We start from the raw sequence: 24,752 nt of genomic DNA on the forward strand, positions 1-24,752 counted from the left end.
GTTCCTGATGCCGATTGAGGATATTTTCTCGATCTCGGGTCGTGGCACGGTGGTGACGGGCCGCATCGAGCGTGGCAAGGTGAAGGTGGGCGAGGAAGCGGAGATTGTGGGCTTCCGCGAGACGCGCAAGACGGTAGTGACCGGCGTGGAGATGTTCAAGAAGCAGCTGGACGAGGGCATGGCGGGCGACAACGCGGGACTTCTGCTGCGCGGTATTGCGAAGGAAGACGTGGAGCGCGGCATGGTTCTGGCCAAGCCGGGTTCGATTACGCCACACACCAAGTTCAAGGGCGAAGTGTACGTGCTGTCGAAGGAAGAGGGTGGACGTCATACTCCATTCTTTAATGGCTATCGTCCTCAGTTCTACTTCCGCACGACGGATGTGACGGGCACGGCGAAGCTTCCGGAAGGCACGGAGATGGTGATGCCGGGCGACAATGTGCAGTTGGAGATTGAGCTGCATACCCCGGTGGCCATGGAGAAGGGTCTGCGCTTTGCTATCCGCGAAGGCGGGCGCACGGTCGGCGCCGGTACCATCGCCGAGATTATTAAGTAAACGGAAATACAAATATCCATCCAGGAGAGCCTGAAAGGGCTCCCCTGGAATGAAAGAACACAACGATGGTAGGACAAAGAATTCGAATCCGGCTCAAGGCTTACGACTATCGAGTGCTCGATACCTCTACCGGCGAAATCGTCGACACGGCGAAGCGCACGGGTGCTCAGGTCGCAGGACCTATTCCGTTGCCGACAGTGAAGAATAAGTATTGCGTGCTGCGTTCCCCGCACGTGGATAAGAAGTCGCGGGAAGCGTTTGAGATCCGCACGCATAAGCGCCTCATCGATATTCTCGAGCCGACGCAGCAGACGGTGGATGCGCTGATGAAGCTGGATCTTCCGGCCGGCGTGGATGTTGAGATCAAGGCTTTCGAGAAATAGCTTTGTTGTTCCCGGCAGATAGCTGAAAGGCTGCTGCCCTAACCTGAGTACCCCGGCAGTGCGCAGCGGATGTGGAAGGATCGAAGCGATTCTTAAAAGTCATCCGGCGCATGATGAGGAGGAGAGACGATGGCAGTTACAGGAATTCTAGGTAAGAAGATCGGCATGACCCAGGTATTCGATGAGAAGGGTGAGGTTCACCCGATCACCGTACTGCAGGCGGGTCCGTGCGTGATCACGCAACTGAAGACCTTAGCCAGGGATGGCTATGATGCGGCGCAGATCGGCCTGGTCGAGTTCGTGAAGAGCTCGAAGGTGAACAAGCCGATGGCTGGCCACTTTGCAAAGAGCAATGTGCCTCCGGTCAAGCTGGTACGCGAAGTCGCATTTGAGGCCTCCGCTCCCGCGCAGGATGGTGAGGCGGCTGCAAAGGCAATTCAGGCGGGCGATAAGGTTTTGGTCGACATCTTCTCGGATGAGAAGTATGTGGACGTAATCGGGACAAGCAAGGGGCGCGGTTTTTCGGGCGTCGTTCGTCGTCACGGATTCGGCGGCGGTCCCAAGGCTCACGGTCATATGTTCCAGGTGCAGGGCTCCATTGGCGCCTCGTCCTTTCCGTCGCGAGTCTTTCCGGGGCAGCGTATGCCGGGCCACTACGGGGTGGATAGGGTCACGGTTCGCAATCTCCGGATTCGCGGGATCGATCTCGAAGAGAATCTGTTGATGGTGGAAGGTGCGGTCCCGGGTCCGCGCGACGGATACGTACTGATCTCGAAGTCAAAGGCTCCGCCGCGTGAGCGTCGCGGCTTCGGCGGTTCGGGAACGGTTGATCCTCTGAAGGCTTCGAAGAAGGCTTCCAGCAAGAAGAAGTAGCATCTGCCGCTTGACGGCATGGAATTGAGCCTGGGCAAACGCGGGTGGTAAGCGCGGCCCGGCTTGAAAGAGAAGACGATGGCAAACATTGACGTACTCGATCTCGGCGGACAGAAGGTTGGCTCGATAGAGCTGGCCGATGAAGTCTTTGCGCCGAGCCAGGTAAACGAGGCTCTGCTCTGGGAAGCGGTCAAGCACTATCGCGCCGCATTGCGCCAGGGTACGGCGGCGACCAAGAATCGAAAGCTGGTTGCCGGCTCCGGCAAGAAGCTCTGGAAGCAGAAGGGAACAGGCCGCGCGCGTATCGGTTCGGTTCGTTCTCCGCTGTGGAGGCATGGTGGAACGGTTCATGGACCTCAGCCGCGTTCGTACGAATATGCCTTTCCGCGCAAGAAGCTGTTGGGTGCGCTGCGCTCGGCATTGGCGGCAAAGCTGGCCGACGGCAAGCTCACGATTGTGGAGAGCCTCGAGCTGAAGGAGCCCAAAGCAAAGCTGTACCGCGAGGCTCTGAACAAGCTGGACGCGAAGCGTACCGTTCTGCTGGTAGAGAACGGCCAGACACTTGGCCGCTCGGTGATCCTCGGGGCGCGGAATCTGGCCGGAGTCGAGCTGATGCTGGGCAACGAAGTCCATCCCTACGACCTGCTGCGTAACGAGCGCGCGATCTTCTCGCGGACCGCAATCGAGCAGCTGCAGGAAGTTCTGAAGAAGACTGTTTCGAAGCGGAAGCTCGCGGCAGCTCAGGCGGAGGTGGCCTAAATGCCAACCCTGTATACGGTAATTCGCAAGCCGCTCATCACTGAAAAGGGATTGGGCGTCAAGGAGACCGAAGGAACTCTGGTCTTCGAAGTGGCTGCCAACGCGACCAAGACGGAAGTGAAGCAGGCGGTAGAAGCGCTCTTCAAGGTGAAGGTTTCCGGTGTGCGCACCGCGAACTTCGCGGGAAAAGAACGCCGGCGTGGCAAGTTCTCCGGCTATCGCCCGGACTGGAAGAAGGCGTATGTGCGCCTGAAGTCCGGCGAGAAGATGCCGGATTACGTCAACAACCTGTAAGCGGGTTTCCGTTTCCGGTTGCAGAACGAAAATCAAGTTCCGTACCGCAGATTTCGAGCGCGGCGCGAAACAGGAAAAGCTAAGAGCTAGAAGCTAGAAGCTGAAAGCTGAGAAGAAGACGATGCCGATCAAGACATACCGACCGATCACACCAACGCTGCGCTTCAAGACCTCGCTGGTCAATGATGACCTGACGACGGACCGGCCGCACAAGCCGCTGCTCGTGGTCAAGCAGCGCACCGGTGGACGGCGCAATTCCGGCGACCTTACGATTCGCCATCACGGCGGCGGGCACAAGCAGAAGCTCCGCCTGATCGATTTCAAGCGCGACAAGTTCGGAATTCCGGGCCGGGTAGCGACGATTGAGTACGACCCCAACCGCTCCTCGCGCATTGCGCTTATCAGCTATGCCGATGGCGAAAAGCGCTACATCATCCAGCCGGTCGGCCTCAAGGTTGGCATGACGGTGGTGAGCGGGCCGGAGTCCGACATCCTGGTCGGCAACGCGCTGCCGCTGAAGAACATCCCCGCCGGCACCACGGTACACAACGTGGAGTTGCGTCCCGGCAAGGGCGCGCAGATGGTGCGCTCTGCAGGCGGATCGGCGCAGTTGGTCGCCAAGGAAGGCGATTATGCGCTGCTGAAGCTGCCTTCCGGTGAGACCCGCAAGGTGCTGGTGGAGTGCATGGCGACGGTGGGTCAGGTAGGGAATACCGACCATGAGAATGTGTCGATCGGCAAGGCCGGCCGCAATCGGTGGAAGGGAATCCGTCCCACCAACCGCGGCGTCACGATGAATCCGGTCGATCACCCGCACGGTGGTGGCGAGGGCAAGACCTCAGGTGGTCGTCATCCGGTTACCCCATGGGGACAGCCGACGAGGGGTTACAAGACGCGCAACAACAAGCGCACGGATACCTTCATCGTCAGCCGCGCTAAGAAGTAAGGTTCAGGGATACGGCGCGGGTTGCGCCAGAGGAAGAGCTGAAAGCTAGAAGCTGGAAGCCAGGAGCTATCGAGTTATGGCACGTTCTACAAAAAAGGGTCCCTTCATCGACGGGCACTTGATGGTCAAGATCGAAGTGATGAACCAGGCTAACGAGAAAAAGGTGTTTCGTACCTGGTCGCGGCGCTCGACCATCCACCCGGACATGGTGGGTCACACGATTGCGGTGCACAACGGCAGGAAGTTTGTTCCGGTGTACGTGACGGAGAACATGGTTGGGCACAAGCTGGGCGAGTTCGCTCCGACGCGCACCTTCAAGGGTCACTCGGCGAAGGCGGCTGAAACAACGGCGAAGCCGCGCTAATTTTCCGGCCGAATTTGAGCGAAGAGTTTTAGAGAAGGATTTGGGAAGGCAAGCCAATGCAATTGGACACTAGAGAATTCCGGGCTATAGCGCGCTTCCAGCGGGTATCGCCGCAGAAGGCACGCCTGGTGCTGGAGCTGATCAAGGGCCGCAGGGTGGAAGAGGCACTGCAGACGGTGGCATTCACCAAGAAGGGCGTCGCTCCGCTGGTGGAGAAGGTTCTGCGCTCGGCGCTGCAGAACGCCAACTACCTCAGCCAGGAACAAGGCCTGGATGTGGATGTCGACAACCTCTATGTGAAAACGGCCGTGGCCAACGACGGACCTCGCATGAAGCGGATCCGCCCTGCTCCGATGGGCCGCGCGTTCCGTTATCAGCGGCGTCTTTCGCACATTGAGATTTCGGTGGCAGAGCGCAAGCAGGGTGGGCTGGTGGAAACCGCCGAGCCTGCTGCGGAGACCACCAACAAGACTGGCAAGACTAAGGCAGCGACGAAGAAAGCCGCGGCAAAGAAGGCTCCGGCGAAGAAGGCCGCAGCCAAGAAGACAGCATCGAAGAGCGCAGCCAAAACTAAGAAAGCTGCGAAGTAGAGGAAGCTTATGGGACAGAAAGTCCATCCTTACGGATTTCGGCTCGGCGTCAACAAGCCGTGGAGGTCGCGCTGGTTTGTGGAGCGCGACTACGACAAGCTGCTCGTCGAGGACGTGCACCTGAAGCGCGAGCTGAAAGAAAAGCTCAAGGCTGCCGGCGTCAGTTCGGTGGAAGTGGAGCGCCCCGGAAACAAGCTGCGTCTGATCATTCGCACAGCGCGTCCCGGTATCGTGATCGGCAGAAAGGGTGCCGAGATCGAGAAGCTGAAGGGCGAGCTGCAGAAGCGTACAAACCGCGATGTGTTCATTGACATTCTGGAAGTGAACAAGCCGGAGCTGGATGCGCAGCTGGTAAGCGAGAACATTGCCCTGCAACTGGAGAAGCGCGTTGGCTTCCGCCGCGCTATGCGCAAGTCGGTAGACTCTGCGCTGCGCTTTGGCTGCAAGGGGATCAAGGTTCGCGTGTCCGGACGTCTGAACGGCAATGAAATCGCCCGCTCGGAATGGTATCTCCAGGGTCGCCTGCCGCTGCACACGCTGCGTGCGGACATCGATTACGGATTTTCCGAAGCGCATACCACCTACGGCATCATCGGCGTGAAGTGCTGGATCTACAAGGGCGATATCTATGAGCAAAAGCGTCGCCAGCCACAGCAGGTAGGTACTACCGCGTTTTAGCTGCTCGCCCGGCCTGGAACTTGAAGAAGACAGGGTGGGGAACTGGGCAGGAATGAGAATTATGCTGGCGGCCTAAAAGCCGCCAGCGAACGAGGATTTCGCTATGTTGATGCCAAAGAAGGTCAAGTTTCGCAAGCAGCAGCGCGGACGCATGAAGGGGAAAGCGTGGCGCGGGGCTGAGTTGTCGTTCGGTGACTTCGGCCTGAAGGTCATGGAGTGCGGATACATCACAGACCGGCAGATCGAGGCCAGCCGTGTTGCCATGACGCGCTTCATCAAGCGCGGCGGCAAGATCTGGCTGCGCCTGTTCCCGGATAAGCCGGTCACCAAGAAGCCCGCCGAAACCCGTATGGGTAAGGGCAAGGGCGCTCCGGATCACTGGGTTGCGGTCGTCCGTCCGGGCAAGGTGCTGTTTGAGATGGAAGGGGTTTCCGTGGAGATGGCGCAGGAAGCCATGCGCCTGGCCTCGCACAAGCTGCCTTTGAAGACGCGTTTTGTGCAGCGGCATGATGCCAAGGTAACGGTCGCAGCCAAGTAAGCGGATAGAAGCACCAGGCCGGGCCCAGGCTACGAACGTCCTGACTGCTGGAGAGATAAGGGAATGGAAATCGAGAAGATCAAAAATCTGAGTGACGGGGAGATCCAGCAGCAGGAGCGTCAGGCCGCTGAGCAGATTTTCCGCCTCCGCTTCCAGGCAAAACTGGGACAGACCGAGGGCGTCAAGAAGCTGCGCGAGTTGAGGACGGACATCGCTCGCCTGAAGACGATTGCGCGCGAGCGCGAACTGGGCTTGCATGGCGCGAGCCCGAAAACGACGGCCTCCCTGCCCGCAAAGGCGCAGAAGAAGACCACGAAGAAGACCAAGAAGGAGGCTCGCTAAACAATGAGCGAAGCCACGGTAACAAGCGCCCAGACAGGCGATTCGCAGTCACGCCGCAATGAGAAGGTCGGCAATGTGGTTTCGACCAAGATGCAGAAGACCATCGTGGTCGAGGTCGAGATGCGCAAGGCTCATCCCAAGTACAAGCGCGTGATGAAGACGAACAAGAAGTTCTACGCGCATGATGAGCAGAACTCCGCGCGGGTTGGCGATGTGGTTCGCATTCGCGAGACCCGTCCGCTGAGCAAGCTGAAGCGCTGGCAGTTGGAAGAGATTGTCCGCCGTTCTTCTCTGGCGCAGCTGGAAGAGACAGTTCCAACGGTCTAATCGGTGGCATGTGGGGTCCGGCATACGAGGCCGGACAGCTAAGGAGAATCAGCTATGGCAGTGCAAATGAGATCCATGCTCGAAGTGGCCGATAACAGCGGCGCCCGCAAGCTGCAGATGATTCTGCCTCTGGGCGGATCGAGCGGTAAAAAGGCGGGCCTGGGCGATGTGATCACCGCCGCGGTCAAGGAAGCTTCGCCGGATGGCCAGGTGAAGAAGGGCAAGGTTGTCAAGGCAGTTGTGGTGCGGACGCGCAAAGAGTATCGCCGGCGGGATGGGACTTACATCCGCTTCGATAGCAATGCGGCGGTTCTCATCAATGATGCCGGCGAGCCGGTCGGGACGCGCGTCTTCGGTCCAGTGGCCCGCGAGCTGCGCGAAAAGAAATTTCTGAAGATCGTTTCACTTGCGCCGGAAGTTCTGTAGGCCCGGAAGCAGGAGTTAAGGGAATCATATGGCGAGTTTGAACATACAGCGCAATGACACCGTCGAGGTCGTCACTGGAAGCGACAAGGGCAAGCGGGGCCGCGTTCTGCGCGTGCTGCCGGAGGCAAACCGCGTGCTGGTCGAGCACGTGCGCATGGTCAAGAAGAATGTCCGGCCAAATCCGCAGAAGAACATCAAGGGTGGGATCGCGGAGCAGGAAGCTCCGCTGCACATCTCCAATGTGATGCTCGTCTGCTCCAACTGCGGCCCCACACGGGTAGGCCACAAGTTTGAAGGCGATACCAAGGTGCGAGTCTGCAAGAAGTGCGGGCAGACGCTGGCGGGCAAGAAAAAGTAGCAGTGAAGACGCAAAGCATCACGCAACGGTAGACGGGGAAGCAGCCCAATCCGGGACCGTGAGAGAAGAGAGAATACGATGGCAGGAAAAGCAAGGTTACGAGAGAAGTTTCACCAGGAAATCAAGCCAGCTCTGCAGAAAGAGTTGGGGCTCTCGAATCCGATGGCAGTGCCGCGGATCGAAAAGATTGTCCTGAACATGGGCCTCGGCGAGGCCACGCAGAATGTGAAGCTGATGGATCCTCTGGTTGCGGATCTGGCGACGATTGCTGGACAGAAGCCGGTGACGACGCGCGCCAAGAAATCTATCGCTGCCTTCAAGGTTCGCGAGGGGATGCCGATCGGCGCGATGGTTACCCTGCGTCAGGATACGATGTACGAGTTCCTGGACAGGTTGATCTCCGTTGCGCTTCCGCGTGTTCGCGACTTCCGTGGTGTCTCGACCAAGAGTTTCGATGGGCGCGGCAACTACACGCTTGGCATGCGCGATCAGCTTATTTTTGCCGAGATCGACTACTCGAAGGTGGAGAAGTTGAAGGGCATGAACGTCACCATCGTGACGACGGCCAAAGATGACAACGAAGCGCGCGCGCTGCTGAAGGCGTTTGGCATGCCTTTCCGCCAGACGGCGTAAGGGATCGAGGAATAGAGGGGAAATGGCAACTACTGCAAAGAGAGTGAAAGACGCGCGTAAGCCGAAGTTCAAGTGCCGCAAGCACAATCGCTGCAAGCTGTGCGGACGTCCGCGCGCTTACCTGCGCAAGTTCGGCGTATGCCGCCTGTGCTTCCGGTCGCTTGCATTGCGGGGCGAGATTCCTGGCGTGGTCAAGTCCAGCTGGTAGCACTCGCATGGTGCTGTCGCCTGCCGATAGAGTGGATCGAGCAGTGCGTATCGAAATTTAGGATCCGTGCTGAACGCAAGTTGAGCACACAAACATTCCCGCAGGTTCTCTGAGATGCAGAGCGAACGGGGGATGAAGGAGATAGAATGAGTCTTACCGATCCTGTAGCAGATTTCCTGGCGCGTCTTCGCAATGCGATCCGTGCGCGTCACCAGAAGCTGGACGTCCCAGCCTCCAAGCTGAAGACGGAGATTGCCCGCATTCTGAAGGAAGAGGGTTACATCGCCAACTACAAGGCCGCCGAGGAAGATGGCCGCACCGTACTGCGCGTCTATCTGAAGTACGGTGCCAATAACGAAGCGGCGATCCGGGATCTGGCGCGTATCTCCCGGCCTGGTTGCCGGGTTTACGTTGGACGCGATGAAATCAAGCGCGTGCAGGGTGGCCTGGGCATCGCGATCCTGACGACTCCCCGTGGCGTAATGACGGGACGCCAGGCACGTCGCGAAGGTGTGGGCGGCGAGATTCTCTGCGAAGTCTGGTAATCGCTCCGCGCGATGGGCATAGCCTTCGAGGCTAGCTCTGGAGCGCGGGCAAAAGTTTACGAGTTGGCGCAGAAATTGCGCAGGCTGCAGTGGAACGTCGCTCCTGAGAGACAGGGGAGGCGGGACTCGCAAGCACAAAAGGGTTGGAATATGTCGCGTATTGGCAAGAAGCCGATTGTGTTACCTAAGGGAGTGAAGTATACGCTCCAGGGAAATACTGTTCTCGTCGAGGGTCCGAAGGGCAAGCTGGAAGCCCTGGTGCCGAAGGGTATCACGCTGGAAACGATCGATGGTGCTCTGCACGCGGTTCGCGAGAACGATTCGCAGGCGGCGTTGCATGGTCTGACTCGCGCGCTGGTGTTCAATGCGGTAGAAGGTGTCACCAAGGGCTGGACCAAGGAACTTGATATCGTCGGTATCGGCTATCGTGCCGAGCTGAAGGGTAAGGGAACCGTGGTATTTACCCTGGGCTACTCGCACCCCATTGAATTTCCCCTGCCGACCGGCATTGAAGTAACCATCGACCCCAAGCAGACTCACCTCACGGTGAGCGGGATCGACCGCCAGAAGGTGGGACAGGTTGCGGCGGATATGCGCTCGTTGCGCAAGCCGGATCCTTACAAGAACAAGGGCGTGCGTTACACCAACGAGAAGCTGAAGAAGAAGGTCGGCAAGACGGGCGCCAAGTAACAGGAAATAGGAATCAGCGGTGAGTGGCTCGCAGGAACCGGTCACCGCTGAGAACGATTTAAGAAACCGAACGGAGACCGCAGTGCGGCTCCGCTGATAGGAAAGAATATGATTCCGCAGAGACAGAGAAATGTAATCCGCCAGCGTGTTCATGCTCGCATTCGCGAGAGGATGGAAGGCACGACTGAGCGCCCGCGTCTGAACGTCTATCGTTCGCTGAACCACATCTATGCCCAGATCATTGATGACTCGCAGGGGGCAACGCTGGCTTCAGCCTCAACGCTGGCTGCCAAGCTGAAGACGGGTGGCAATGTAGCGGCCGCGAAGGAAATTGGCAAGCTGATCGCCGAGCGGGCGCAGGAGAAGGGCATCAAGAAGGTGGTTTTTGATCGCGGCGGATATCTGTATCACGGCCGTATCAAGGCGCTCGCAGATGCCGCGCGTGAAGCAGGGCTTGAGTTCTAAGATTTGAGTTCCGGGAGAGGCGCGGCTAGCTGGTGCCGTGCAGAAGGATCAGGAAGCGAATGGGAATGCTGAAGAAGAAACTCGATGCTGGTCAGTACAACCTGAAGGATCAGGTTGTGGCGATCAACCGCGTCACCAAGGTAGTGAAGGGCGGCAAGAACATGTCTTTCGCGGCGCTGGTGGTAGTGGGCGACGCATCTGCCGGAGTGGTGGGCTATGGTTCGGGCAAGGCTAAGGAAGTTCCCCAGGCAATCCGCAAGGGAATCGAGTCGGCCAAAAAGAATCTGGTCCGCATCAACCTGACAGAGACCACAATTCCTCACCAGGTACTGGGCCGCTATGGATCTGGCCATGTTCTGCTGAAGCCGGCGCCGGAAGGTACGGGCGTGATTGCCGGCGGAGCTGTCCGCGCAGTCATGACCTCGGCGGGTATCCAGAACGTCCTTACCAAGAGCCTGGGAACGGCCAACCCGCACAACGTCATCAAGGCAACTTTTGATGCGCTGGTGCAACTCCGCGACCGCCAGGAAGTGGCAGCAATGCGCGGCAAGAGCGTGCAGGAGCTATAACAATGGCAGAGAACCAGACAAAAGCGATGATTCGTATCGAGTATTTCCGGTCTCAGAACTCGACGCCGGAGAAGCACCGTAAGGTCGTAAAGGGCCTGGGCTTTACCCGCCTGAACCAGATCGTAGAGCGTGAAGATACGCCATCGATCCGCGGCATGGTGAAGGCAATCCCTCACCTTGTGCGTATCGTTCAGTAGAGATTGGAGCGGGCCAGCCACGAGCGGTCCGAAGCCGTAACCATAGAAACCGCGCCGGAACAAGGTGCGTAGCAGAACGCGAGTCAGTCGGGGAACCGCTGGCGTTGAGCGAGGGGAAGATGGCAAAGAATCTATCGAATTTAAGAGCGCCGAAGAAGGCAAATATCGGGCGCAAGCGTGTGGGCCGCGGTATGGGCTCCGGCATGGGCAAGACCTCTACCCGGGGTCATAAGGGGCAGGGCTCCCGTTCGGGATCTAGCCTGATGCGCGGTTTTGAGGGCGGCCAGATGCCGCTGCACCGCCGTCTGCCAAAACGCGGATTCACCAACATCTTCCGCACGGAATATACCGTGCTGAACCTTGATCGTATTGCAGAGATTGGCGAGCCGGAATTGACGGTGGAGAAGCTGGTCGCGCTGGGTTTCCTGAAGAAGCGCGACGGACTGCTCAAGGTGCTGGCCAACGGCGAGCTCACGACAGCGGTTACCGTATATGCTCACAAGTTTTCCAAGGCTGCCCAGGAGAAGATCGAGAAGGCTGGCGGCAAGGCAATTCTGATCGCGTAAACGCGGCGAATCTGTAAGATGGAAGGGCGCCGGTATAGGCGCCTGATCGGAAGTTTTAGAAATGTTTGAGAAGCTCGCCAATATCTTCCGCATTCCCGACCTGCGCAAACGCGTTCTGTTTACGCTTGGCCTGCTTGCCGTCTATCGGCTGGGCGCCCACATCCCCACCCCGGGTGTCAACACCAAGCTGCTCGCCCAGTTTTTCGATCAACAGAGCGGCAGCGCCCTTGGTCTGGTCGATCTGTTCAGTGGCGGTAACCTTCGGAAACTGACAGTCTTTGCCCTCGGCATCATGCCGTACATTACTGCTTCCATCATTTTCCAACTGCTCACGGTGGTCTATGAACCACTGGCGCGGCTGCAAAAGGAAGGGGAGCTGGGGCGTCGCAAGATCACCCAGTGGACGCGGTACGTAACGGTCATCCTGGCTGCGATTCAGTCCGGTGCCATCGCCCTCACGCTGAACAGCGGAGCGGGCGGAGTCTCCTATGTGCTGAACCCCGGAATCGGCTTCATTCTCATGACTGTGCTTACGCTTACGACGGGTACGGCATTCATCATGTGGCTGGGCGAGCAGATCACCGATCGCGGCATCGGCAACGGTATGAGCCTGCTGATCTTTGCCGGCATTGTAGTGGGGATCCCGCAGGGGATTGCTGACCTGATTAATAAGGCGCGCACCCAGGCATGGGGAGCGTTGACGGTCCCGGCGCTGATTTTGCTGGTGGCGGCCATGATCGCCATCGTCGCGTTTATCGTCTTTGTCGAGCGCAGTGAGCGGCGTATCCCGGTTCAATACGCCAAGCGCATCGTTGGACGCAGAATGATGGGCGGTCAGTCGACCCACCTTCCGCTGAAGGTGAACTCCGGCGGCGTTATGCCGGTGATTTTCGCCAGCTCCATTCTTTCCGCTCCCTTGTTGTTTGCCAACGTAAGCTGGGTCCACAACAGTAATTTTCTTTCGCGGGTCTTTGAGGGCATGCGTCCGGGAGAGCCGTGGTACGAACTGCTGTACATGGTCGCGATTATCTTCTTCGCGTACTTCTACATCTCGATTGTCTTCCGTCCGGATGACATCGCCGACAACATGCGGAAGTATGGTGGCTTCATCCCGGGTATTCGCCCTGGAAAGCGGACCTCCGACTATATCAACGACATCCTTACGCGCATTACCCTGGTAGGCGCGTTGTACCTGATCGTGATTTCACTGGTTCCGCAAATCCTGATCAGCGGAATTCACTTGAACAACTTATGGCTGGTCGGCCCATTTTTTGAGAGACTGCCCATCTGGGTGACCCACGGGCTGGGCGTTAACTTCTACTTCGGCGGAACTTCGCTGCTGATTGTAGTCGGCGTGGCCATGGACACGATCAACCAGGTAGAATCCCAGCTCATCATGCGCCACTATGAAGGATTTTCTCCGAAGAGCGGCCGCATAAGGGGAAGGCGGAACTGGTAGTGAGCTCGCCTATATCGGAAGAAGATGCGGCAAGGGCTGCTGCGCAGAGAGTCACACCGGGTCCGATCCTCTTGCTCGGGGCTCCGGGGGTAGGCAAGGGGACGCAGGCGCAGGAGTTAAAGAAGGTCTGGAGAATTCCTCAGATCTCTACCGGCGACATCCTTCGCTCGAACGTGGCGCGTGGCACCGAGATAGGCAAGCTTGCTAAGGAGATCATGGAGCGTGGGGACCTGGTCTCCGACGACATGGTCAATCGGATGGTGGCGGCACGACTGGCCGAGCCGGACACCAGTGAAGGGTATGTTCTTGATGGTTTTCCCCGGACTTTGGGGCAGGCCAAGTGGTTAGACCAGCATCTGGCTGAGACAAGCAGCCCACTTCCGGTCGTTGCTGTGAGCATTCGGGTAGGTTATACTCAATTATTGCGTCGTATCACTGGCCGGCGCAGCTGTCCCACCTGCCACCGTATCTATAACATCTATTTCCAGCCGCCGAAGTCGGATATGGTGTGCGATTTGGATGGTGCGCCGCTTGTGCAGCGCGCGGATGATACCGAAAAGGTCTTTGAAGAGCGGATGCGGACGTACGAGGCGCAGACCGCTCCAGTGATTGAACATTACCGCGCTCTTGGACGTTTTGCAGAGGTAGAGGGCGAACAGTCGGTGGAGAACGTAGCCGCCGGGATATTGGCCGCCGTAGAGCGGTTAAGGAGTTGATGCGCAGATGGCTATCATGATTAAGACGCTGCAGGAGATTGAAAAGATGCGGCGTGCGGGAGCGGCGACCAGGCAGGTTCTGCAGCATCTCGCAACTCTGGTGAAGCCTGGCGTAACGACACTGGATCTGGATGTCGAGGCGGAACGGAAGACGTTGGAGTTAGGTGCTGTCCCCGCATTCAAGGGATATCACGGGTATCCGGGCTCTGTTTGCGCATCGGTGAATGACGAGGTAGTCCACGGGATTCCCTCGGCGAAGAAGGTTCTGAAAGAGGGGGACATCGTCTCCCTGGATTTTGGCCTGGTGATTGACGGATTTTATGGCGACTCGGCGATTACGGTCCCGGTAGGGGAAAAGGTCGCTCCTGAGACGCTTCGGCTTCTGGAAGTGACGAAAGCTTCCCTGGAAAGCGGAATTCGGGCGGTTAAGGTCGGGGGAACCTTGGGGGATGTCGGCGCGGCGGTGCAGGAAGTCGTCGAGTCGGATGGGTTCAGCGTGGTACGCGATTTTGTAGGGCACGGCATTGGCACGCGGATGCATGAAGATCCGCAGGTTCCCAACTATGGCCGCCGCGGGATGGGATTGAAGCTCCGCGAGGGCATGGTGATTGCGATCGAGCCGATGGTGAATGCAGGGAAGCCTGGCGTCCAGGTTCTGGAGGACGGGTGGACAGCGGTTACGCAGGATGGAAGTATGAGCGCTCATTTCGAGCACACGGTCGCGGTGACGGCCAAGGGCGCGGTAGTGCTGACGTCGTAAAAGATTACGGAACCGAGTCTGGGACCGAAGGTCACAGGCAGAATCAGGACACGGATTGTCGAAGGAAGACGCGATTGAGGTAATGGCAGTGGTCGTTGAGACGCTGCCCAATGCCATGTTCAAGGTTGAGCTGGAGAACAAGCACCAGGTTCTGGCGCATGTGTCGGGCCGTATGCGGAAGAATTTTATTCGTATTCTTCCGGGCGACCGGGTTGCGGTGGAGCTGAGCCCATACGATTTGACGCGTGGGCGAATCGTCTATCGATACAAATGAGGAGTCCGGTTATCGGGCTTTGGGATCGATGCCAGCATCCGATTCCAGCGGTCTGATCGCCGGTTAATGAGTCAGGAGTTGTAAATGAAGGTTCGGGCATCGGTTAAGAAGATTTGTGACAAGTGCAAGGTCATCCATCGCCGGGGTGTGGTGCGGGTGATCTGCGAGAACGCGAAGCACAAGCAGCGTCAGGGCTAAAGCCAGGACGCTCGCGTGTATTGAAAGACGCGCCGATCGCCCAAAAGGCAGGGGCTAGTTAGCCGAAAGAAGGCTTGCGATGAACCCCGAGGCTCGTTTCCACAGGCAAACCGGAAGTCCGGCGCGCCACCAACCGCCGCAACCAGGCAATGGATTGCGGTAAACAGAAGGAATCAGCATGGCACGTATTGCTGGCGTCGATCTGCCCCGCAACAAGCAGGCTCGGATCGCGCTTACCTACATCTTCGGGATCGGCAACCCGCGTGCGCTGCGCATTCTGGCAGCGGCCAATGTGGACCCGGTCAAGAAGATCCAGGATCTCGGCGAAGACGAGGTCAACCGCATCCGTACGGCGATTGAAGAAGAGGGCGGCGTAGAGGGCGATCTCCGCAAGGATATCTCCATGCACATCAAGCGCCTCATCGATATTCAGTCCTATCGTGGGCTCCGCCATCGTCGCAACTTGCCGACGCGCGGTCAGCGTACACACACCAATGCCCGCACCCGCAAGGGTCCGCGCAAGGGTACGGTCACGAACCGTAAGAAAGCGACGGCGAAAACCTAATGGCGAAGCCAGAGAAGAGTGCAGCCGGCAAGCCCGGCAAGAACAAGAAGTTCAAGAAGCGCGAGCGCAAGAACGTGCCCTATGGATTGGTCTATGTTCAGGCCACGTTCAACAATACGATCGTCACTATCACGGATGGCCAGGGCAACACGCTGTCGTGGAAGAGTTCGGGTTCGCTCGGTTTCCGCGGGTCGCGTAAGGGCACTCCGTTCGCGGCGCAGCAGGCAGCGGTGAACGCGGCGAACCAGGCGCGGGATCATGGTCTTCGCTCGGTAGATGTTCGCGTCAGCGGTCCGGGATCGGGTCGTGAGTCGGCCATCCGCGCATTGGCAGCGGCGGGTCTTGACGTTCGCTCCATCCGCGACGTTACGCCGATTCCGCACAACGGCTGCCGTCCGCCAAAGCGTCGCCGCGTCTAAGCAGGCGGGGCGGGAGTAATTCAGGAGTCTGCGCCTTCAGCAGTGCTGAGGGCGCAAGGCTCAAAGATCAACAGCGAGGATCGGGATTGAAGGAGTGCCACTCCGTAAACCGATCGTCCTCTGAAACAGGAGAAAGAAATTGGCACGTTATACCGGACCAGTATGCCGCCTTTGCCGTCGCGAAGGCACAAAGCTCTTTTTGAAGGGCACCAGGTGTTTCTCGGATAAATGCGCGATCGAGAAGCGGAATTTCGCTCCCGGCCAGCACGGCAAGGACCGTAAGGCGAAGATTGTCGGTTACGGCTTGCAGCTGCGCGAGAAGCAGAAGGCAAAGCGTATCTACTTTGCGCTGGAAGGCCAGTTCCGCGCGTATTACGAGAAGGCTTCCACCTCGCCCGGCGTAACTGGCGAATTGCTCCTGCAGCAATTGGAGCGCCGTCTGGACAACGTCGCGTTCCGCATGGGGCTTGCCACTTCGCGCCGCCAGGCTCGCCAGATCGTTCGCCATGGCCACGTGGAAGTGAATGGGCGCAAGGTGAACATTCCTTCTTTCCAGGTCAAGGTGGGGGATGAGATCCGCGTGCGCGAGAACAGCAAGAAGCTGACGCTGCTCGAGAATTCCCGGGAGTTTGCTAGCCATCAGGTGCCACCGCAGTGGATCACCATGGATGCGGCGAACCTGGTTGGCAAGATTATTGCGCTGCCGAAGCGGGAAGATATCAACCTGCCGGTCAATGAGCAGCTGATCGTCGAACTTTACAGCAAGTAAGCACGAGGGCGGTTTGTGCCGCCCGCAGGAATGCCGGACAGCGCAAGCTGTCCGGAGCAGGACCGCGGATCTTCGCGGAGCACTTCAAAATTCACGAGGGAGAACAGGCGCGGCCGTTGCAGAATGCTTCGCGACGCTTGCCGTGCAGGAGAGAGACACCGATATGCTTTGGAGAGGATTTCAAAAACCGAAGCGTCTTGCAGTAGAAGCCGAGACGCTGACTGAGAAGTATGGGAAGTTCAGCGCTCAACCTTTTGAGCGCGGCTTCGGTACCACCATTGGGAACGCACTGCGGCGCACGCTGTTGTCGTCGATTGAAGGCGCGGCTGTAACCGCGGTGAAGATCGAGGGCGTGCTGCACGAGTTCCAATCGATCACCGGCGTAGTCGAGGACGCGACGGACATCATCCTCAACCTGAAGCAGATTCCGTTCAAGTTGAACGGCGAGGGTCCCAAGGCGCTCTATCTTCGCGCGGATCAGCCGGGTGTCATTACTTCGGGCATGATCGAAGCCGATGGTGATGTTGAGATTCTGGACAAGGATATCTACATCGCGACAGTAAGCGAGGGCGGCAAGCTGGACATGGAGATGCGCTTGAAGCGCGGCCGTGGCTATATCTCCGCCGACAAGAACTTCGATTCGGATCTGGGGATTGGTTTCATCCCGGTCGACTCGGTTCACTCGCCTGTTCGCAAGGTGAATTACGCAGTGGATGCAGCCCGTCTGGGTCAGATCACCGACTTTGACAAGCTGACGCTGGAAGTCTGGACCAATGGATCGGTACTCCCCGCCGATGCAGTCGGTTTGGCCGCGAAGCTGTTGAAGGACCATATGAGTATCTTCATCAACTTCGAGGAAGAGATAGAAGAGGCGGGTGCGACGGACGAAGGCCGCCTGCAGTTGCGCAACGAGAATCTGAATCGCTCTGTGGAAGAGCTGGAGCTCTCGGTTCGCAGCTACAATTGCCTGAAGAACGCCAACATCCAGACGATCGGCGAACTGGTTCAGAAGACCGAAGCCGAGATGCTGAAGACCAAGAACTTCGGGCGCAAGTCCTTGAATGAAATCAAGGAGATCCTTGCGCAGATGGGCTTGTCGCTTGGCATGAAGATTGACGAGAGCGGTAACGCGGTCCCCGGACCGACGAGCGTACTGCCGGCAGCGACGCTGGCGGCAAGCTACAACCGCTTCGACGATGAAGAAGATGAAGAGGGTCTGGATGCGGATGTTCCGCTGCAGACCGAGCCAGAGAACTTCTAAGAATGCAGTGAGTTCCTGGCAATCGGGGGCCGGTGCTTCGCTCGCGAAAGATGATGCGGGCTCCGGCAACTGAGTACGGATGACTGAGAACTCAAGATAGAGAGATTCGACCATGCGCCATCGCAATGCAGGATACAAACTCGGACGCAATACCAGCCATCGCCGCGCGCTGCTGCGCAACCTGGTGACGTCCATTCTCCTCGAGGACCGGGTGGAGACGACGCTTACCAAGGCGAAGGCAGCCCGTCCCCATGTTGAAAAACTGATCACTCTCGGCAAGAAGGGTGACCTCCATTCCCGCCGCCAGGCACTCTCCTACCTGATGACGGGCGAAGCGGTTACTCGTCTGTTCGAAACGGTGGCGCCTCGTTACGGCGATCGCAACGGAGGCTATCTGCGCATTGTGCGTACCGGCTTCCAGCGTGGCGACGGAGCGGAGAAGGCCTACATCGAATTGCTCGGCGCCGAGCAGCTTCTGGACGAGAAGCGGCAGAAGCGTGCGGAGCTCCGCACCAAGCGCCGCGCGGAGATGGAAGAGGCAATGCGTGAGAACGAGCCTCCCGCCGAAGGCAGTGAAGGTAAAGCCTAAGGCGCGCCAAGCTCTCAGCCTTTAACGAACGCCGCATCTCAATTGAGATGCGGCGTTTTTTGTGCGCTATTTGTACATTCAGGGCTGGAGCGTTTTCCGCATGCTGTGATACCCCTAAATGGGCAAGCATGGCCGTGAGAAAACGGCCGCAAACAGTAACACCAAGGTTCGGAGGTTTCTATGAACGTTGTTCTATATGGAGCGACAGGAATGATTGGCAGCCGGATTTTGCGGGAACTGGTTTCGCGCGGTCATAGAGTCACGGCCGTGGCCAGAAATATCAGCAAGGTGCCTACCATGCCGGGTGTTGAGGCGGAGCAGGGCGATGTCAGAGATCCGGAGAGCGTTGCCATGACCGCCGAAGAGAGCGATGCTGCGATCAGCGCTATTTCTCCGGGGCTGAACGCATCGCAAGACGTTCTCTCCCAGGATTACCGATCCCTGATTGCCGGTTTGAAGAAGGCTGGGGTGAAGCGGCTGATCGCGGTGGGCGGGGCAGGCAGTCTCGAAGTCGTCCCTGGAGTCCAGCTCGTCGATACGCCCGACTTTCCCGCAGGCTGGAAAGGAGTTGCTCTGGCGCATCGTGACGTCCTGAAGGTTCTGGGCGAGTCTGGCCTGGACTGGACTTCGCTCAGCCCCGCTGCGCTGATTCAGCCGGGCACGCGCACAGGGAAATTTCGCATCGGTAAAGATCAATTATTGACGGATAGCAAAGGCGAGAGCCGCATCTCTGCCGAAGATTACGCGGTCGCGCTGGTGGATGAACTGGAGAATCCGAAGCACGTTGGCCAGCGCTTCACGGTAGCCTATTAATTTTTCTAGGAGGGGAGCACCTTCCTGGCGCAGGTGCAGCGCCTGCGCAGGCTGACGGCGAGAGTTCAGGAAGACAGGCTTAAGTTTCGGTGTCGAAAATACGTCGCGCCTGCGATGGGAGTAGCAGGATCGTCGCCGTGAGCAGTTGCATAGCGAGGGCTCCGGCCATATCGATGGCCACATCCCTGGGGGAGCTGGAGCGGGAGGGAAGGAATTTCTGGTGAATCTCATCCCCGCTGGCGATGAGGAAGGTGCAGGCCAGTGCCAGAGCGGCGCTGACCTTCCAGGCCAGCATTCTTCGCGCTGTCTTAAAGTCAATCGTCAGGAACCATGCACGAAAGAGGAATCCGCTCAACAGTCCATACCCCAACAGGTGGCCTGTCTTGCGGATGTGGTGATGAATCGTTCCCCATGCCAGGTTGCTTACCGGACCCAGCAGAAACTCCCACAGGTGGCGCAGCGGGGTACTGGTATTCGTCGCGGAGAACTGGCTGGTTGACTCCCAGCAGATCACCGCGATGGCGCAAATCGCCGGTATCCAGGCGGATAACAGACGATTTGCGCGCGATTGGCTACTCGACATGATAATTCGGAGCTTCCCGCGTGATGATGACATCGTGGACGTGGCTCTCACGCAGACCAGCGTTGGAGATGCGCACAAAGCGAGCTTTCTCGTGCAGGTCCTTGATGGTGCCGCATCCCAGATAGCCCATGCCGGAACGAAGGCCGCCAACGAGCTGGTAGACCATGTTTTCCAGCGGTCCGCGATATGGTACGCGGCCCTCGATGCCTTCCGGCACATACTTTGCCAGGCGGTTCTGGGTGTTGCGTTCACGATTAACAACGCCTTCGCTAAGGCGCTGGGAGGCGGCGTCCTCGAAGTCTTCCTTGCCCTGGAAGTAGCGTTCGCCGGAACCCTGCGCCATCGCGGTCAGCGATCCCATGCCGCGATAGGCCTTGAACGAACGTCCCTGGTAGAGGATGGTTTCGCCCGGGCTCTCGTCGACACCGGCAAACAGCGAACCAATCATGATGACGCTGGCTCCAGCGGCGATGGCCTTGGTGACGTCGCCGGAGTACTTGATTCCACCGTCGGCGATGACCGGGACACCGAGTGGCTTGCAGGCGCGATAACACTCGCTGATGGCGGTGATCTGCGGCATACCGGCGCCGGTGACCATGCGCGTGGTGCAGATCGAGCCGGGACCGATCCCGACCTTGATTGCATCGGCACCCGCATCAATTAAGGCCAGAGCCCCTTCATACGTGGCAACGTTGCCTGCGATGAGCGCGACATGAGGGAAGCGCCTCTTCACCGTGCGAACCGCTTCCAGCACGCGAGAGGAGTGTCCGTGGGCGGAATCAATGGCCAGGACATCAACGCGATACCGGATGAGCTCCGCGGCGCGCTCCAGATAGTCGCCGGTTGCGCCCAGGGCGCCGCCAACGCGCAGGCGTCCCTGCTCATCTTTTGCGGCATTGGGATACTTCAGTTTCTTCTGAATATCCTTAACGGTAATCAGTCCCTTGAGCTCGTACTGGTCGTTGACGACCAGCAGCTTTTCGACGCGATGCTTGTGCAGGATCAGCCCGGCATCTTCCAGTGTTGTGCCGATGGGGACAGTGATGAGGTTTTCCTTGGTCATCACTTCGTCGATGGGAATGTCGGTGCGGGTTTCAAAGCGCAGATCGCGGTTGGTAAGGATGCCGACCAGCTTTTTATTCTTGGTGACCGGCACACCGGAGATCTTGAATCGCCGCATGACTTCCAGGGCATCGGAGATGGGTTGCTCAGGGGCGATGGTCACCGGATCGACGATCATCCCGCTCTCGGAGCGCTTGACCTTGTCGATCTCCCCGGCCTGCTGCTCTATGGTCATGTTGCGGTGGACGACTCCCAGCCCTCCCTGTTGCGCCATGGCGATGGCAAGGCGGGATTCCGTCACCGTGTCCATGGCCGCGCTCAGCAAGGGGGTATTCAGGGAGATTTCGCGTGTCAGTTGTGTCTGCGTGTCCACCTGAGCAGGCACAACGTCGCTATAAGCGGGGACGAGGAGAACATCGTCGAAGGTGAGAGCTTCTGGTACAGGGAATTCAATCATTTGATTTTTTAACGACACCCCAGCCCAGTGGGGCGAGAGAATAAAACTGAACCGGCATTTTGTCATTGTAGAGGGGCCAATCCCCAAGGGCAAACGCCAGCGCACCAAAACCGTTGCACCGGACCAAAAGAAAATGGACGAACCCTTGCAGAAAGCTATGTTTTCCGGACCCTGGGCATGAGGCATCGTGGGTTGAACCTAATGGGATTGACCTTGGCAGTGTGCTTCTGCGTCGTCGGCTTCTACGCCGTAGCGATGCAGGGACAGCGCGCCAGTGAGCCTCACCGGTTTGTCGTCGCAAAAGATTTTGCCCCGGGTGGGGCGTTGGATTTCACGGTCAATGCGGGAGATGTGCGAATCGTGCGGAATCTGCAACCATCCCAAGTCCGGCTTGAAGTTGCCGTGACGACCCGCCAGCTTGGGCCGGCGGAGGCGCAAAAGCGGTGGGTGAAGCGCATGGAGGTCAACGGGAGCCATGCGACGATCGATCTGCAGCTCCCCATGGGACGCTCTGCTGGCCTGGTGACGATCTATGTGCCAGCCGCGACATCCCTTGTGGCGAAGATGCATGCCGGGAGACTGACCGTCGGCGGAGTGAAGGGCAACAAGGACTTACGCGTGGGATCGGGTGTCCTTACGCTGCGGGTGGCGGATCCTGCGGCGTATCAGCATGTGAGGGCTGAGGTGCGCCTGGGTGAGTTGAGCGACGGCATCTTCCATGGCAAGCAGAACGGTATGCTGGGCCGCACGATGGTCGCAGAGGGCAAGGGGCAATATCAACTGCTGCTGCATGTGGGCACGGGGGAGCTGGTGCTGACCGGCGAAGACGGTGGCCTGTGAGGGGAGATTGAATTCCTTGGAGAAACAACGTATTCTACAGAAGCAGACAAGTTTGTCCCTGGCGGCGTACCAGTGGCCGGGAGAAATGAGTGGGCGAGAGCCCACTTTTCTTTTGCGGTAAAAGCCGCCGCAGCCAGCGATTTCTGGCAGTGTCTGCGTGCAACCTATGGCACTGGATCTTGCGACAATTCGCGCATTAGCGGACCGCGTGGCGGCCTCGCACGGCCTTGAGGTCGTGGAGGTCGAGTATCTCGGCGGCAGTAAGCAACGGGTGCTGCGCGTCTTTATCGAGAAGAATGCGGAAGAGCGCGCCAAGCATGTAGCGGCGGCTACGGAAACGGATTTGCCGGGAAAGTTTGCGGCTGGCGAAGTCAATGTCGACCAGCTTGCCTGGGTCACCCACGAAGATTGCCAGAACTACAGCCAGGATTTCGGAACGGTTCTGGATGTCGAGGAGTTGGGGCCAGGCAGCGGCTACACGCTGGAAGTCTCTTCTCCGGGGCTGGACCGCAGGCTCTATGGGCGCGCGGATTATGAGCGGTTTCGTGGAAGCGTAGTCAAGCTGCAGACATTCGAGCCCGTGGCAGGCAACCGGCATTGGCAAGGCAGGCTCACAGATGTGGGCGCAGATTCGATACGGCTGGACCCTGCCCCTTTGAAGGGGAAGCGAAAGAAGGCGGCGGCCACCGAGCCGGTCGAGATCCCCTTGGCTAATGTTGAGAAGGCCAATCTGGTTCCCGAGATTTAGGCATTCACTAGACAGGCAGGACGGCGACAAAGCGGGACGCAACCGGTCAGGGATTGCGGACATGTTCAGACTTCGGCATCGGCTCTCCATTGAGAAGCCCGAAGCCGGGGCGCAAGGTGCCGGGCAGCAAGACCCGGATATGAGTTCAGGGCGACAGAGAGAAGACTATGGCAAGTGCGCTGTATCAAAGCATTGAAGCATTGAGTCACGAGAAGGGCATTGACCCGCAGATCGTAGTGACAGCGGTGGAAGACGCAATTGCGCTGGCCACTCGCAAGTACTACAAGACGCAGGAGAATATGCGGGCCGAGTTGGACAAGGATTCGGGCGAGATTCGGGCTTACGTTTACAAGACAGTGGTGGAAGCCCCGGAACAGATCGAAGATCCCGTGAATCAGATCGCGCTGGAAGAGGCGCGCAGCCTGGCGCCCGAGGTCGAGGTCGGCGGCGAAATCCGCTACTACAAGCCGACGGACGTGCTGGGCCGCATCGCTGCTCAGATGGCCAAGCAGGTCATCTTCCAGAAGGTGCGCGAAGCCGAGCGCGATACCGTCTTCCTGGAATATAACGACCGGCTGAATGAGGTCTTTACTGCGACGGTGAAGCGCGTTGAGCCGCAGGACATCATCTTCGATCTCGGCAAGACCGAGGCGAGAATGCCCCGCCGCGAGCAATCCCGGCTGGAGCAGTTCGCGGTTGGCGAGCGCGTGCGCGTGGTGCTGCTGCGCGTGGATCGTGCCGCGAAGGGACCCCAGGTGATCGTCTCCCGCGCAGCGCCGGAGCTGGTCAAGAATCTCTTTCAGAGTGAAGTGCCGGAGATCTACGACGGCACGGTGGTCATTCGTGCCATTGCGCGCGAGGCTGGCGAGCGCACCAAGATCGCAGTCATGTCGCGCGACAAGGATGTGGACCCGGTGGGCGCATGCGTCGGCATGAAAGGCATGCGTGTGCAGTCGATCATCCGCGAATTGCGCGGAGAGAAGATCGATATCATTGAGTACAGCGAGGAGATTACGACCTTCGCGGAGAAGGCTCTGCAGCCAGCCAAGGTAAGCCGCGTCAGCATTGCGGATCTGGGCGAGAAGCAGATTGAAGTGATCGTCGACGACACGCAGTTGTCCCTGGCCATCGGCAAGAAGGGCCAGAATGTGCGTCTCGCGGCCAAGCTGCTGGGCTGGAAGATCGATATCAAGAGCGAAGAGGAGAAGCGGCAGGAGGTCGAGCAACAGATGCAGGCCATGTCTGGCGGGCCTTCTACTCCGATCGAGCAGGTCAGCGAGCTGGGCGATGCAATTATTCAGAAGCTGGTGGCACACGGAATTACTACCGTCGAAGCGCTGGCGGATATGACTCCTGAGGAGCTCGAAGAGGTTCCCGGAATAGGCGAAAAGACGCTGGAGAAGATCAGCGTTGCGGTGCGCCACTACTTCGGCGAATACGAGGAAGGCGAAGAGCGGCCTGCGCAGGCTGAAGTTGCGGGAGCCGCAATTGAGTCCGAGACCATCGCCGGGTTAAGCCAGGATGACGATGTTGCGCCGTCCGCGGAAAGCACCGGCCCGATTGACGACGGTGTAGCCGCGGCTATGGTCGAAGAGATGACCGAGTCTGGCGCGGAAGCCGGGGATGAGGGTGTCGTTCCAGCCGATCCGGGTGGCGAAATCATCAGCAATTTTGTAGCTGCCGATCCAGAGGATCTGGCAGAGGCGGCTGAGATACCAGGGGAACTGAAGGAAGAAGATGTGGCAGCAGGCGAGCTGCCTGCGCGGAAGGTTTCGGCATCCAGGGAGCTCCCGGCAGAGAAGCATGCCTTGGATCCAAAGGCAAACAGGGATGAAGAGGGTGGCGCCTGAAATGGCGTTCGCGATCTTCATCAGCGCATATTGCGCGATTTCAGAGGATAATAGGAATTGCACCGAGACCCACCATCGAGAG

The 24,752-nt window shown here is 58.6% G+C and carries 38 protein-coding genes; 36 read left to right on the forward strand and 2 right to left on the reverse strand.

Annotation, left to right across the window (positions count from 1 at the left end; translation table 11 throughout):
- The 33 genes from VM554_00195 to VM554_00355 form a co-directional block, all read left to right on the forward strand.
- On the forward strand, nucleotides 1-556 hold a 556-nt coding region (locus tag VM554_00195; protein ID HVJ06784.1), incomplete at its 5' end, for an EF-Tu/IF-2/RF-3 family GTPase.
- 65 nt (nucleotides 557-621) lie between these two features.
- A complete protein-coding gene (rpsJ, locus tag VM554_00200; GenBank protein HVJ06785.1) occupies nucleotides 622-939 on the forward strand; it encodes a 30S ribosomal protein S10 in 318 nt (105 codons plus the stop codon).
- 129 nt (nucleotides 940-1,068) lie between these two features.
- Nucleotides 1,069-1,812, forward strand: a complete 744-nt coding sequence (rplC, locus tag VM554_00205; GenBank protein ID HVJ06786.1) for a 50S ribosomal protein L3 — start codon at nucleotides 1,069-1,071, stop codon at nucleotides 1,810-1,812.
- 78 nt (nucleotides 1,813-1,890) lie between these two features.
- Nucleotides 1,891-2,571 carry a 50S ribosomal protein L4 gene (rplD, locus tag VM554_00210; protein HVJ06787.1) on the forward strand — a complete coding sequence of 227 codons (681 nt, stop codon included), beginning with the start codon at nucleotides 1,891-1,893 and terminating at the stop codon, nucleotides 2,569-2,571.
- Nucleotides 2,572-2,865 (forward strand): 50S ribosomal protein L23, encoded by a 294-nt coding sequence (locus VM554_00215; protein HVJ06788.1) that lies wholly within the window; start codon nucleotides 2,572-2,574, stop codon nucleotides 2,863-2,865.
- Nucleotides 2,866-2,986: 121 nt separating this feature from the next.
- Complete coding sequence (gene rplB, locus VM554_00220; GenBank protein HVJ06789.1) at nucleotides 2,987-3,811, forward strand: 50S ribosomal protein L2; 825 nt, start codon at nucleotides 2,987-2,989, stop codon at nucleotides 3,809-3,811.
- A 76-nt stretch (nucleotides 3,812-3,887) separates the two neighbouring features.
- Nucleotides 3,888-4,175 carry a 30S ribosomal protein S19 gene (gene rpsS / locus VM554_00225; GenBank protein ID HVJ06790.1) on the forward strand — a complete coding sequence of 96 codons (288 nt, stop codon included), beginning with the start codon at nucleotides 3,888-3,890 and terminating at the stop codon, nucleotides 4,173-4,175.
- Nucleotides 4,176-4,231: 56 nt separating this feature from the next.
- Nucleotides 4,232-4,765 (forward strand): 50S ribosomal protein L22, encoded by a 534-nt coding sequence (gene rplV / locus VM554_00230; GenBank protein HVJ06791.1) that lies wholly within the window; start codon nucleotides 4,232-4,234, stop codon nucleotides 4,763-4,765.
- A 9-nt stretch (nucleotides 4,766-4,774) separates the two neighbouring features.
- Entirely contained in the window at nucleotides 4,775-5,443 is a 669-nt protein-coding gene (rpsC, locus tag VM554_00235; GenBank protein HVJ06792.1) for a 30S ribosomal protein S3, read from the forward strand.
- A 103-nt stretch (nucleotides 5,444-5,546) separates the two neighbouring features.
- On the forward strand, nucleotides 5,547-5,981 hold the full coding sequence (gene rplP / locus VM554_00240; protein HVJ06793.1) for a 50S ribosomal protein L16: 435 nt from the start codon (nucleotides 5,547-5,549) through the stop codon (nucleotides 5,979-5,981).
- Between the two features lie 63 nt (nucleotides 5,982-6,044).
- Nucleotides 6,045-6,323, forward strand: a complete 279-nt coding sequence (gene rpmC, locus VM554_00245) for a 50S ribosomal protein L29 (protein ID HVJ06794.1) — start codon at nucleotides 6,045-6,047, stop codon at nucleotides 6,321-6,323.
- 3 nt (nucleotides 6,324-6,326) lie between these two features.
- A complete protein-coding gene (gene rpsQ, locus VM554_00250; GenBank protein HVJ06795.1) occupies nucleotides 6,327-6,650 on the forward strand; it encodes a 30S ribosomal protein S17 in 324 nt (107 codons plus the stop codon).
- A gap of 54 nt (nucleotides 6,651-6,704) precedes the next feature.
- Complete coding sequence (gene rplN / locus VM554_00255) at nucleotides 6,705-7,076, forward strand: 50S ribosomal protein L14 (protein ID HVJ06796.1); 372 nt, start codon at nucleotides 6,705-6,707, stop codon at nucleotides 7,074-7,076.
- A 28-nt stretch (nucleotides 7,077-7,104) separates the two neighbouring features.
- Complete coding sequence (gene rplX / locus VM554_00260; protein HVJ06797.1) at nucleotides 7,105-7,434, forward strand: 50S ribosomal protein L24; 330 nt, start codon at nucleotides 7,105-7,107, stop codon at nucleotides 7,432-7,434.
- 78 nt (nucleotides 7,435-7,512) lie between these two features.
- Nucleotides 7,513-8,067 carry a 50S ribosomal protein L5 gene (rplE, locus tag VM554_00265; GenBank protein ID HVJ06798.1) on the forward strand — a complete coding sequence of 185 codons (555 nt, stop codon included), beginning with the start codon at nucleotides 7,513-7,515 and terminating at the stop codon, nucleotides 8,065-8,067.
- 22 nt (nucleotides 8,068-8,089) lie between these two features.
- Entirely contained in the window at nucleotides 8,090-8,275 is a 186-nt protein-coding gene (locus VM554_00270; protein ID HVJ06799.1) for a type Z 30S ribosomal protein S14, read from the forward strand.
- A 146-nt stretch (nucleotides 8,276-8,421) separates the two neighbouring features.
- Nucleotides 8,422-8,820, forward strand: coding sequence for a 30S ribosomal protein S8 (gene rpsH / locus VM554_00275; GenBank protein ID HVJ06800.1), 399 nt, complete (start codon nucleotides 8,422-8,424; stop codon nucleotides 8,818-8,820).
- Between the two features lie 150 nt (nucleotides 8,821-8,970).
- Nucleotides 8,971-9,510, forward strand: a complete 540-nt coding sequence (gene rplF, locus VM554_00280) for a 50S ribosomal protein L6 (GenBank protein ID HVJ06801.1) — start codon at nucleotides 8,971-8,973, stop codon at nucleotides 9,508-9,510.
- Nucleotides 9,511-9,618: 108 nt separating this feature from the next.
- The gene (gene rplR, locus VM554_00285) at nucleotides 9,619-9,975 is read left to right on the forward strand and encodes a 50S ribosomal protein L18 (protein ID HVJ06802.1); all 357 of its coding nucleotides are present in this window, start codon (nucleotides 9,619-9,621) and stop codon (nucleotides 9,973-9,975) included.
- A 65-nt stretch (nucleotides 9,976-10,040) separates the two neighbouring features.
- Nucleotides 10,041-10,544: a 30S ribosomal protein S5 gene (gene rpsE, locus VM554_00290; GenBank protein ID HVJ06803.1), complete on the forward strand. Its 504-nt coding sequence runs from the start codon at nucleotides 10,041-10,043 to the stop codon at nucleotides 10,542-10,544.
- A gap of 2 nt (nucleotides 10,545-10,546) precedes the next feature.
- Nucleotides 10,547-10,741 (forward strand): 50S ribosomal protein L30, encoded by a 195-nt coding sequence (rpmD, locus tag VM554_00295; GenBank protein HVJ06804.1) that lies wholly within the window; start codon nucleotides 10,547-10,549, stop codon nucleotides 10,739-10,741.
- Between the two features lie 119 nt (nucleotides 10,742-10,860).
- On the forward strand, nucleotides 10,861-11,307 hold the full coding sequence (gene rplO / locus VM554_00300; protein ID HVJ06805.1) for a 50S ribosomal protein L15: 447 nt from the start codon (nucleotides 10,861-10,863) through the stop codon (nucleotides 11,305-11,307).
- Nucleotides 11,308-11,368: 61 nt separating this feature from the next.
- Nucleotides 11,369-12,766 (forward strand): preprotein translocase subunit SecY, encoded by a 1,398-nt coding sequence (gene secY / locus VM554_00305; GenBank protein HVJ06806.1) that lies wholly within the window; start codon nucleotides 11,369-11,371, stop codon nucleotides 12,764-12,766.
- Complete coding sequence (locus VM554_00310) at nucleotides 12,766-13,482, forward strand: adenylate kinase (protein ID HVJ06807.1); 717 nt, start codon at nucleotides 12,766-12,768, stop codon at nucleotides 13,480-13,482. The genes secY and VM554_00310 overlap by 1 nt, the downstream gene beginning before the upstream one ends.
- Nucleotides 13,483-13,489: 7 nt before the next feature.
- The gene (gene map, locus VM554_00315) at nucleotides 13,490-14,242 is read left to right on the forward strand and encodes a type I methionyl aminopeptidase (GenBank protein HVJ06808.1); all 753 of its coding nucleotides are present in this window, start codon (nucleotides 13,490-13,492) and stop codon (nucleotides 14,240-14,242) included.
- Between the two features lie 55 nt (nucleotides 14,243-14,297).
- Nucleotides 14,298-14,516 carry a translation initiation factor IF-1 gene (infA, locus tag VM554_00320; GenBank protein HVJ06809.1) on the forward strand — a complete coding sequence of 73 codons (219 nt, stop codon included), beginning with the start codon at nucleotides 14,298-14,300 and terminating at the stop codon, nucleotides 14,514-14,516.
- Between the two features lie 84 nt (nucleotides 14,517-14,600).
- Nucleotides 14,601-14,714 carry a 50S ribosomal protein L36 gene (rpmJ, locus tag VM554_00325; protein HVJ06810.1) on the forward strand — a complete coding sequence of 38 codons (114 nt, stop codon included), beginning with the start codon at nucleotides 14,601-14,603 and terminating at the stop codon, nucleotides 14,712-14,714.
- A gap of 178 nt (nucleotides 14,715-14,892) precedes the next feature.
- Nucleotides 14,893-15,279, forward strand: a complete 387-nt coding sequence (gene rpsM, locus VM554_00330; GenBank protein HVJ06811.1) for a 30S ribosomal protein S13 — start codon at nucleotides 14,893-14,895, stop codon at nucleotides 15,277-15,279.
- Nucleotides 15,279-15,698: a 30S ribosomal protein S11 gene (gene rpsK / locus VM554_00335; GenBank protein ID HVJ06812.1), complete on the forward strand. Its 420-nt coding sequence runs from the start codon at nucleotides 15,279-15,281 to the stop codon at nucleotides 15,696-15,698. Before rpsM ends, rpsK begins: the two co-directional genes overlap by 1 nt.
- A gap of 139 nt (nucleotides 15,699-15,837) precedes the next feature.
- Entirely contained in the window at nucleotides 15,838-16,467 is a 630-nt protein-coding gene (gene rpsD, locus VM554_00340) for a 30S ribosomal protein S4 (protein ID HVJ06813.1), read from the forward strand.
- A gap of 163 nt (nucleotides 16,468-16,630) precedes the next feature.
- Nucleotides 16,631-17,728, forward strand: a complete 1,098-nt coding sequence (locus VM554_00345; GenBank protein ID HVJ06814.1) for a DNA-directed RNA polymerase subunit alpha — start codon at nucleotides 16,631-16,633, stop codon at nucleotides 17,726-17,728.
- Nucleotides 17,729-17,840: 112 nt separating this feature from the next.
- Nucleotides 17,841-18,317: a 50S ribosomal protein L17 gene (rplQ, locus tag VM554_00350; protein ID HVJ06815.1), complete on the forward strand. Its 477-nt coding sequence runs from the start codon at nucleotides 17,841-17,843 to the stop codon at nucleotides 18,315-18,317.
- Nucleotides 18,318-18,497: 180 nt separating this feature from the next.
- Nucleotides 18,498-19,130 carry an NAD(P)-dependent oxidoreductase gene (locus VM554_00355; GenBank protein HVJ06816.1) on the forward strand — a complete coding sequence of 211 codons (633 nt, stop codon included), beginning with the start codon at nucleotides 18,498-18,500 and terminating at the stop codon, nucleotides 19,128-19,130.
- A 79-nt stretch (nucleotides 19,131-19,209) separates the two neighbouring features.
- On the opposite strand, the gene VM554_00360 is transcribed toward VM554_00355, so the two are convergent.
- Together VM554_00360 and guaB are read right to left on the reverse strand one after the other, a co-directional pair.
- On the reverse strand, nucleotides 19,210-19,713 hold the full coding sequence (locus VM554_00360; protein ID HVJ06817.1) for a VanZ family protein: 504 nt from the start codon (nucleotides 19,711-19,713) through the stop codon (nucleotides 19,210-19,212).
- Nucleotides 19,703-21,232 carry an IMP dehydrogenase gene (guaB, locus tag VM554_00365; GenBank protein HVJ06818.1) on the reverse strand — a complete coding sequence of 510 codons (1,530 nt, stop codon included), beginning with the start codon at nucleotides 21,230-21,232 and terminating at the stop codon, nucleotides 19,703-19,705. Before guaB ends, VM554_00360 begins: the two co-directional genes overlap by 11 nt.
- Before the next feature lie 201 nt (nucleotides 21,233-21,433).
- Here guaB and VM554_00370 point away from each other — a divergent pair, with 201 nt between their 5' ends.
- The 3 genes from VM554_00370 (at nucleotide 21,434) to nusA (ending at nucleotide 24,670) form a co-directional block, all read left to right on the forward strand.
- On the forward strand, nucleotides 21,434-22,072 hold the full coding sequence (locus tag VM554_00370) for a hypothetical protein (protein HVJ06819.1): 639 nt from the start codon (nucleotides 21,434-21,436) through the stop codon (nucleotides 22,070-22,072).
- A 166-nt stretch (nucleotides 22,073-22,238) separates the two neighbouring features.
- Complete coding sequence (rimP, locus tag VM554_00375; GenBank protein HVJ06820.1) at nucleotides 22,239-22,820, forward strand: ribosome maturation factor RimP; 582 nt, start codon at nucleotides 22,239-22,241, stop codon at nucleotides 22,818-22,820.
- Between the two features lie 167 nt (nucleotides 22,821-22,987).
- Nucleotides 22,988-24,670 (forward strand): transcription termination factor NusA, encoded by a 1,683-nt coding sequence (nusA, locus tag VM554_00380; protein HVJ06821.1) that lies wholly within the window; start codon nucleotides 22,988-22,990, stop codon nucleotides 24,668-24,670.
- Nucleotides 24,671-24,752 lie beyond the last annotated feature (82 nt).

It is taken from the genome of Acidisarcina sp., from assembly GCA_035539175.1.
Classification (GTDB): domain Bacteria; phylum Acidobacteriota; class Terriglobia; order Terriglobales; family Acidobacteriaceae; genus JANXZS01.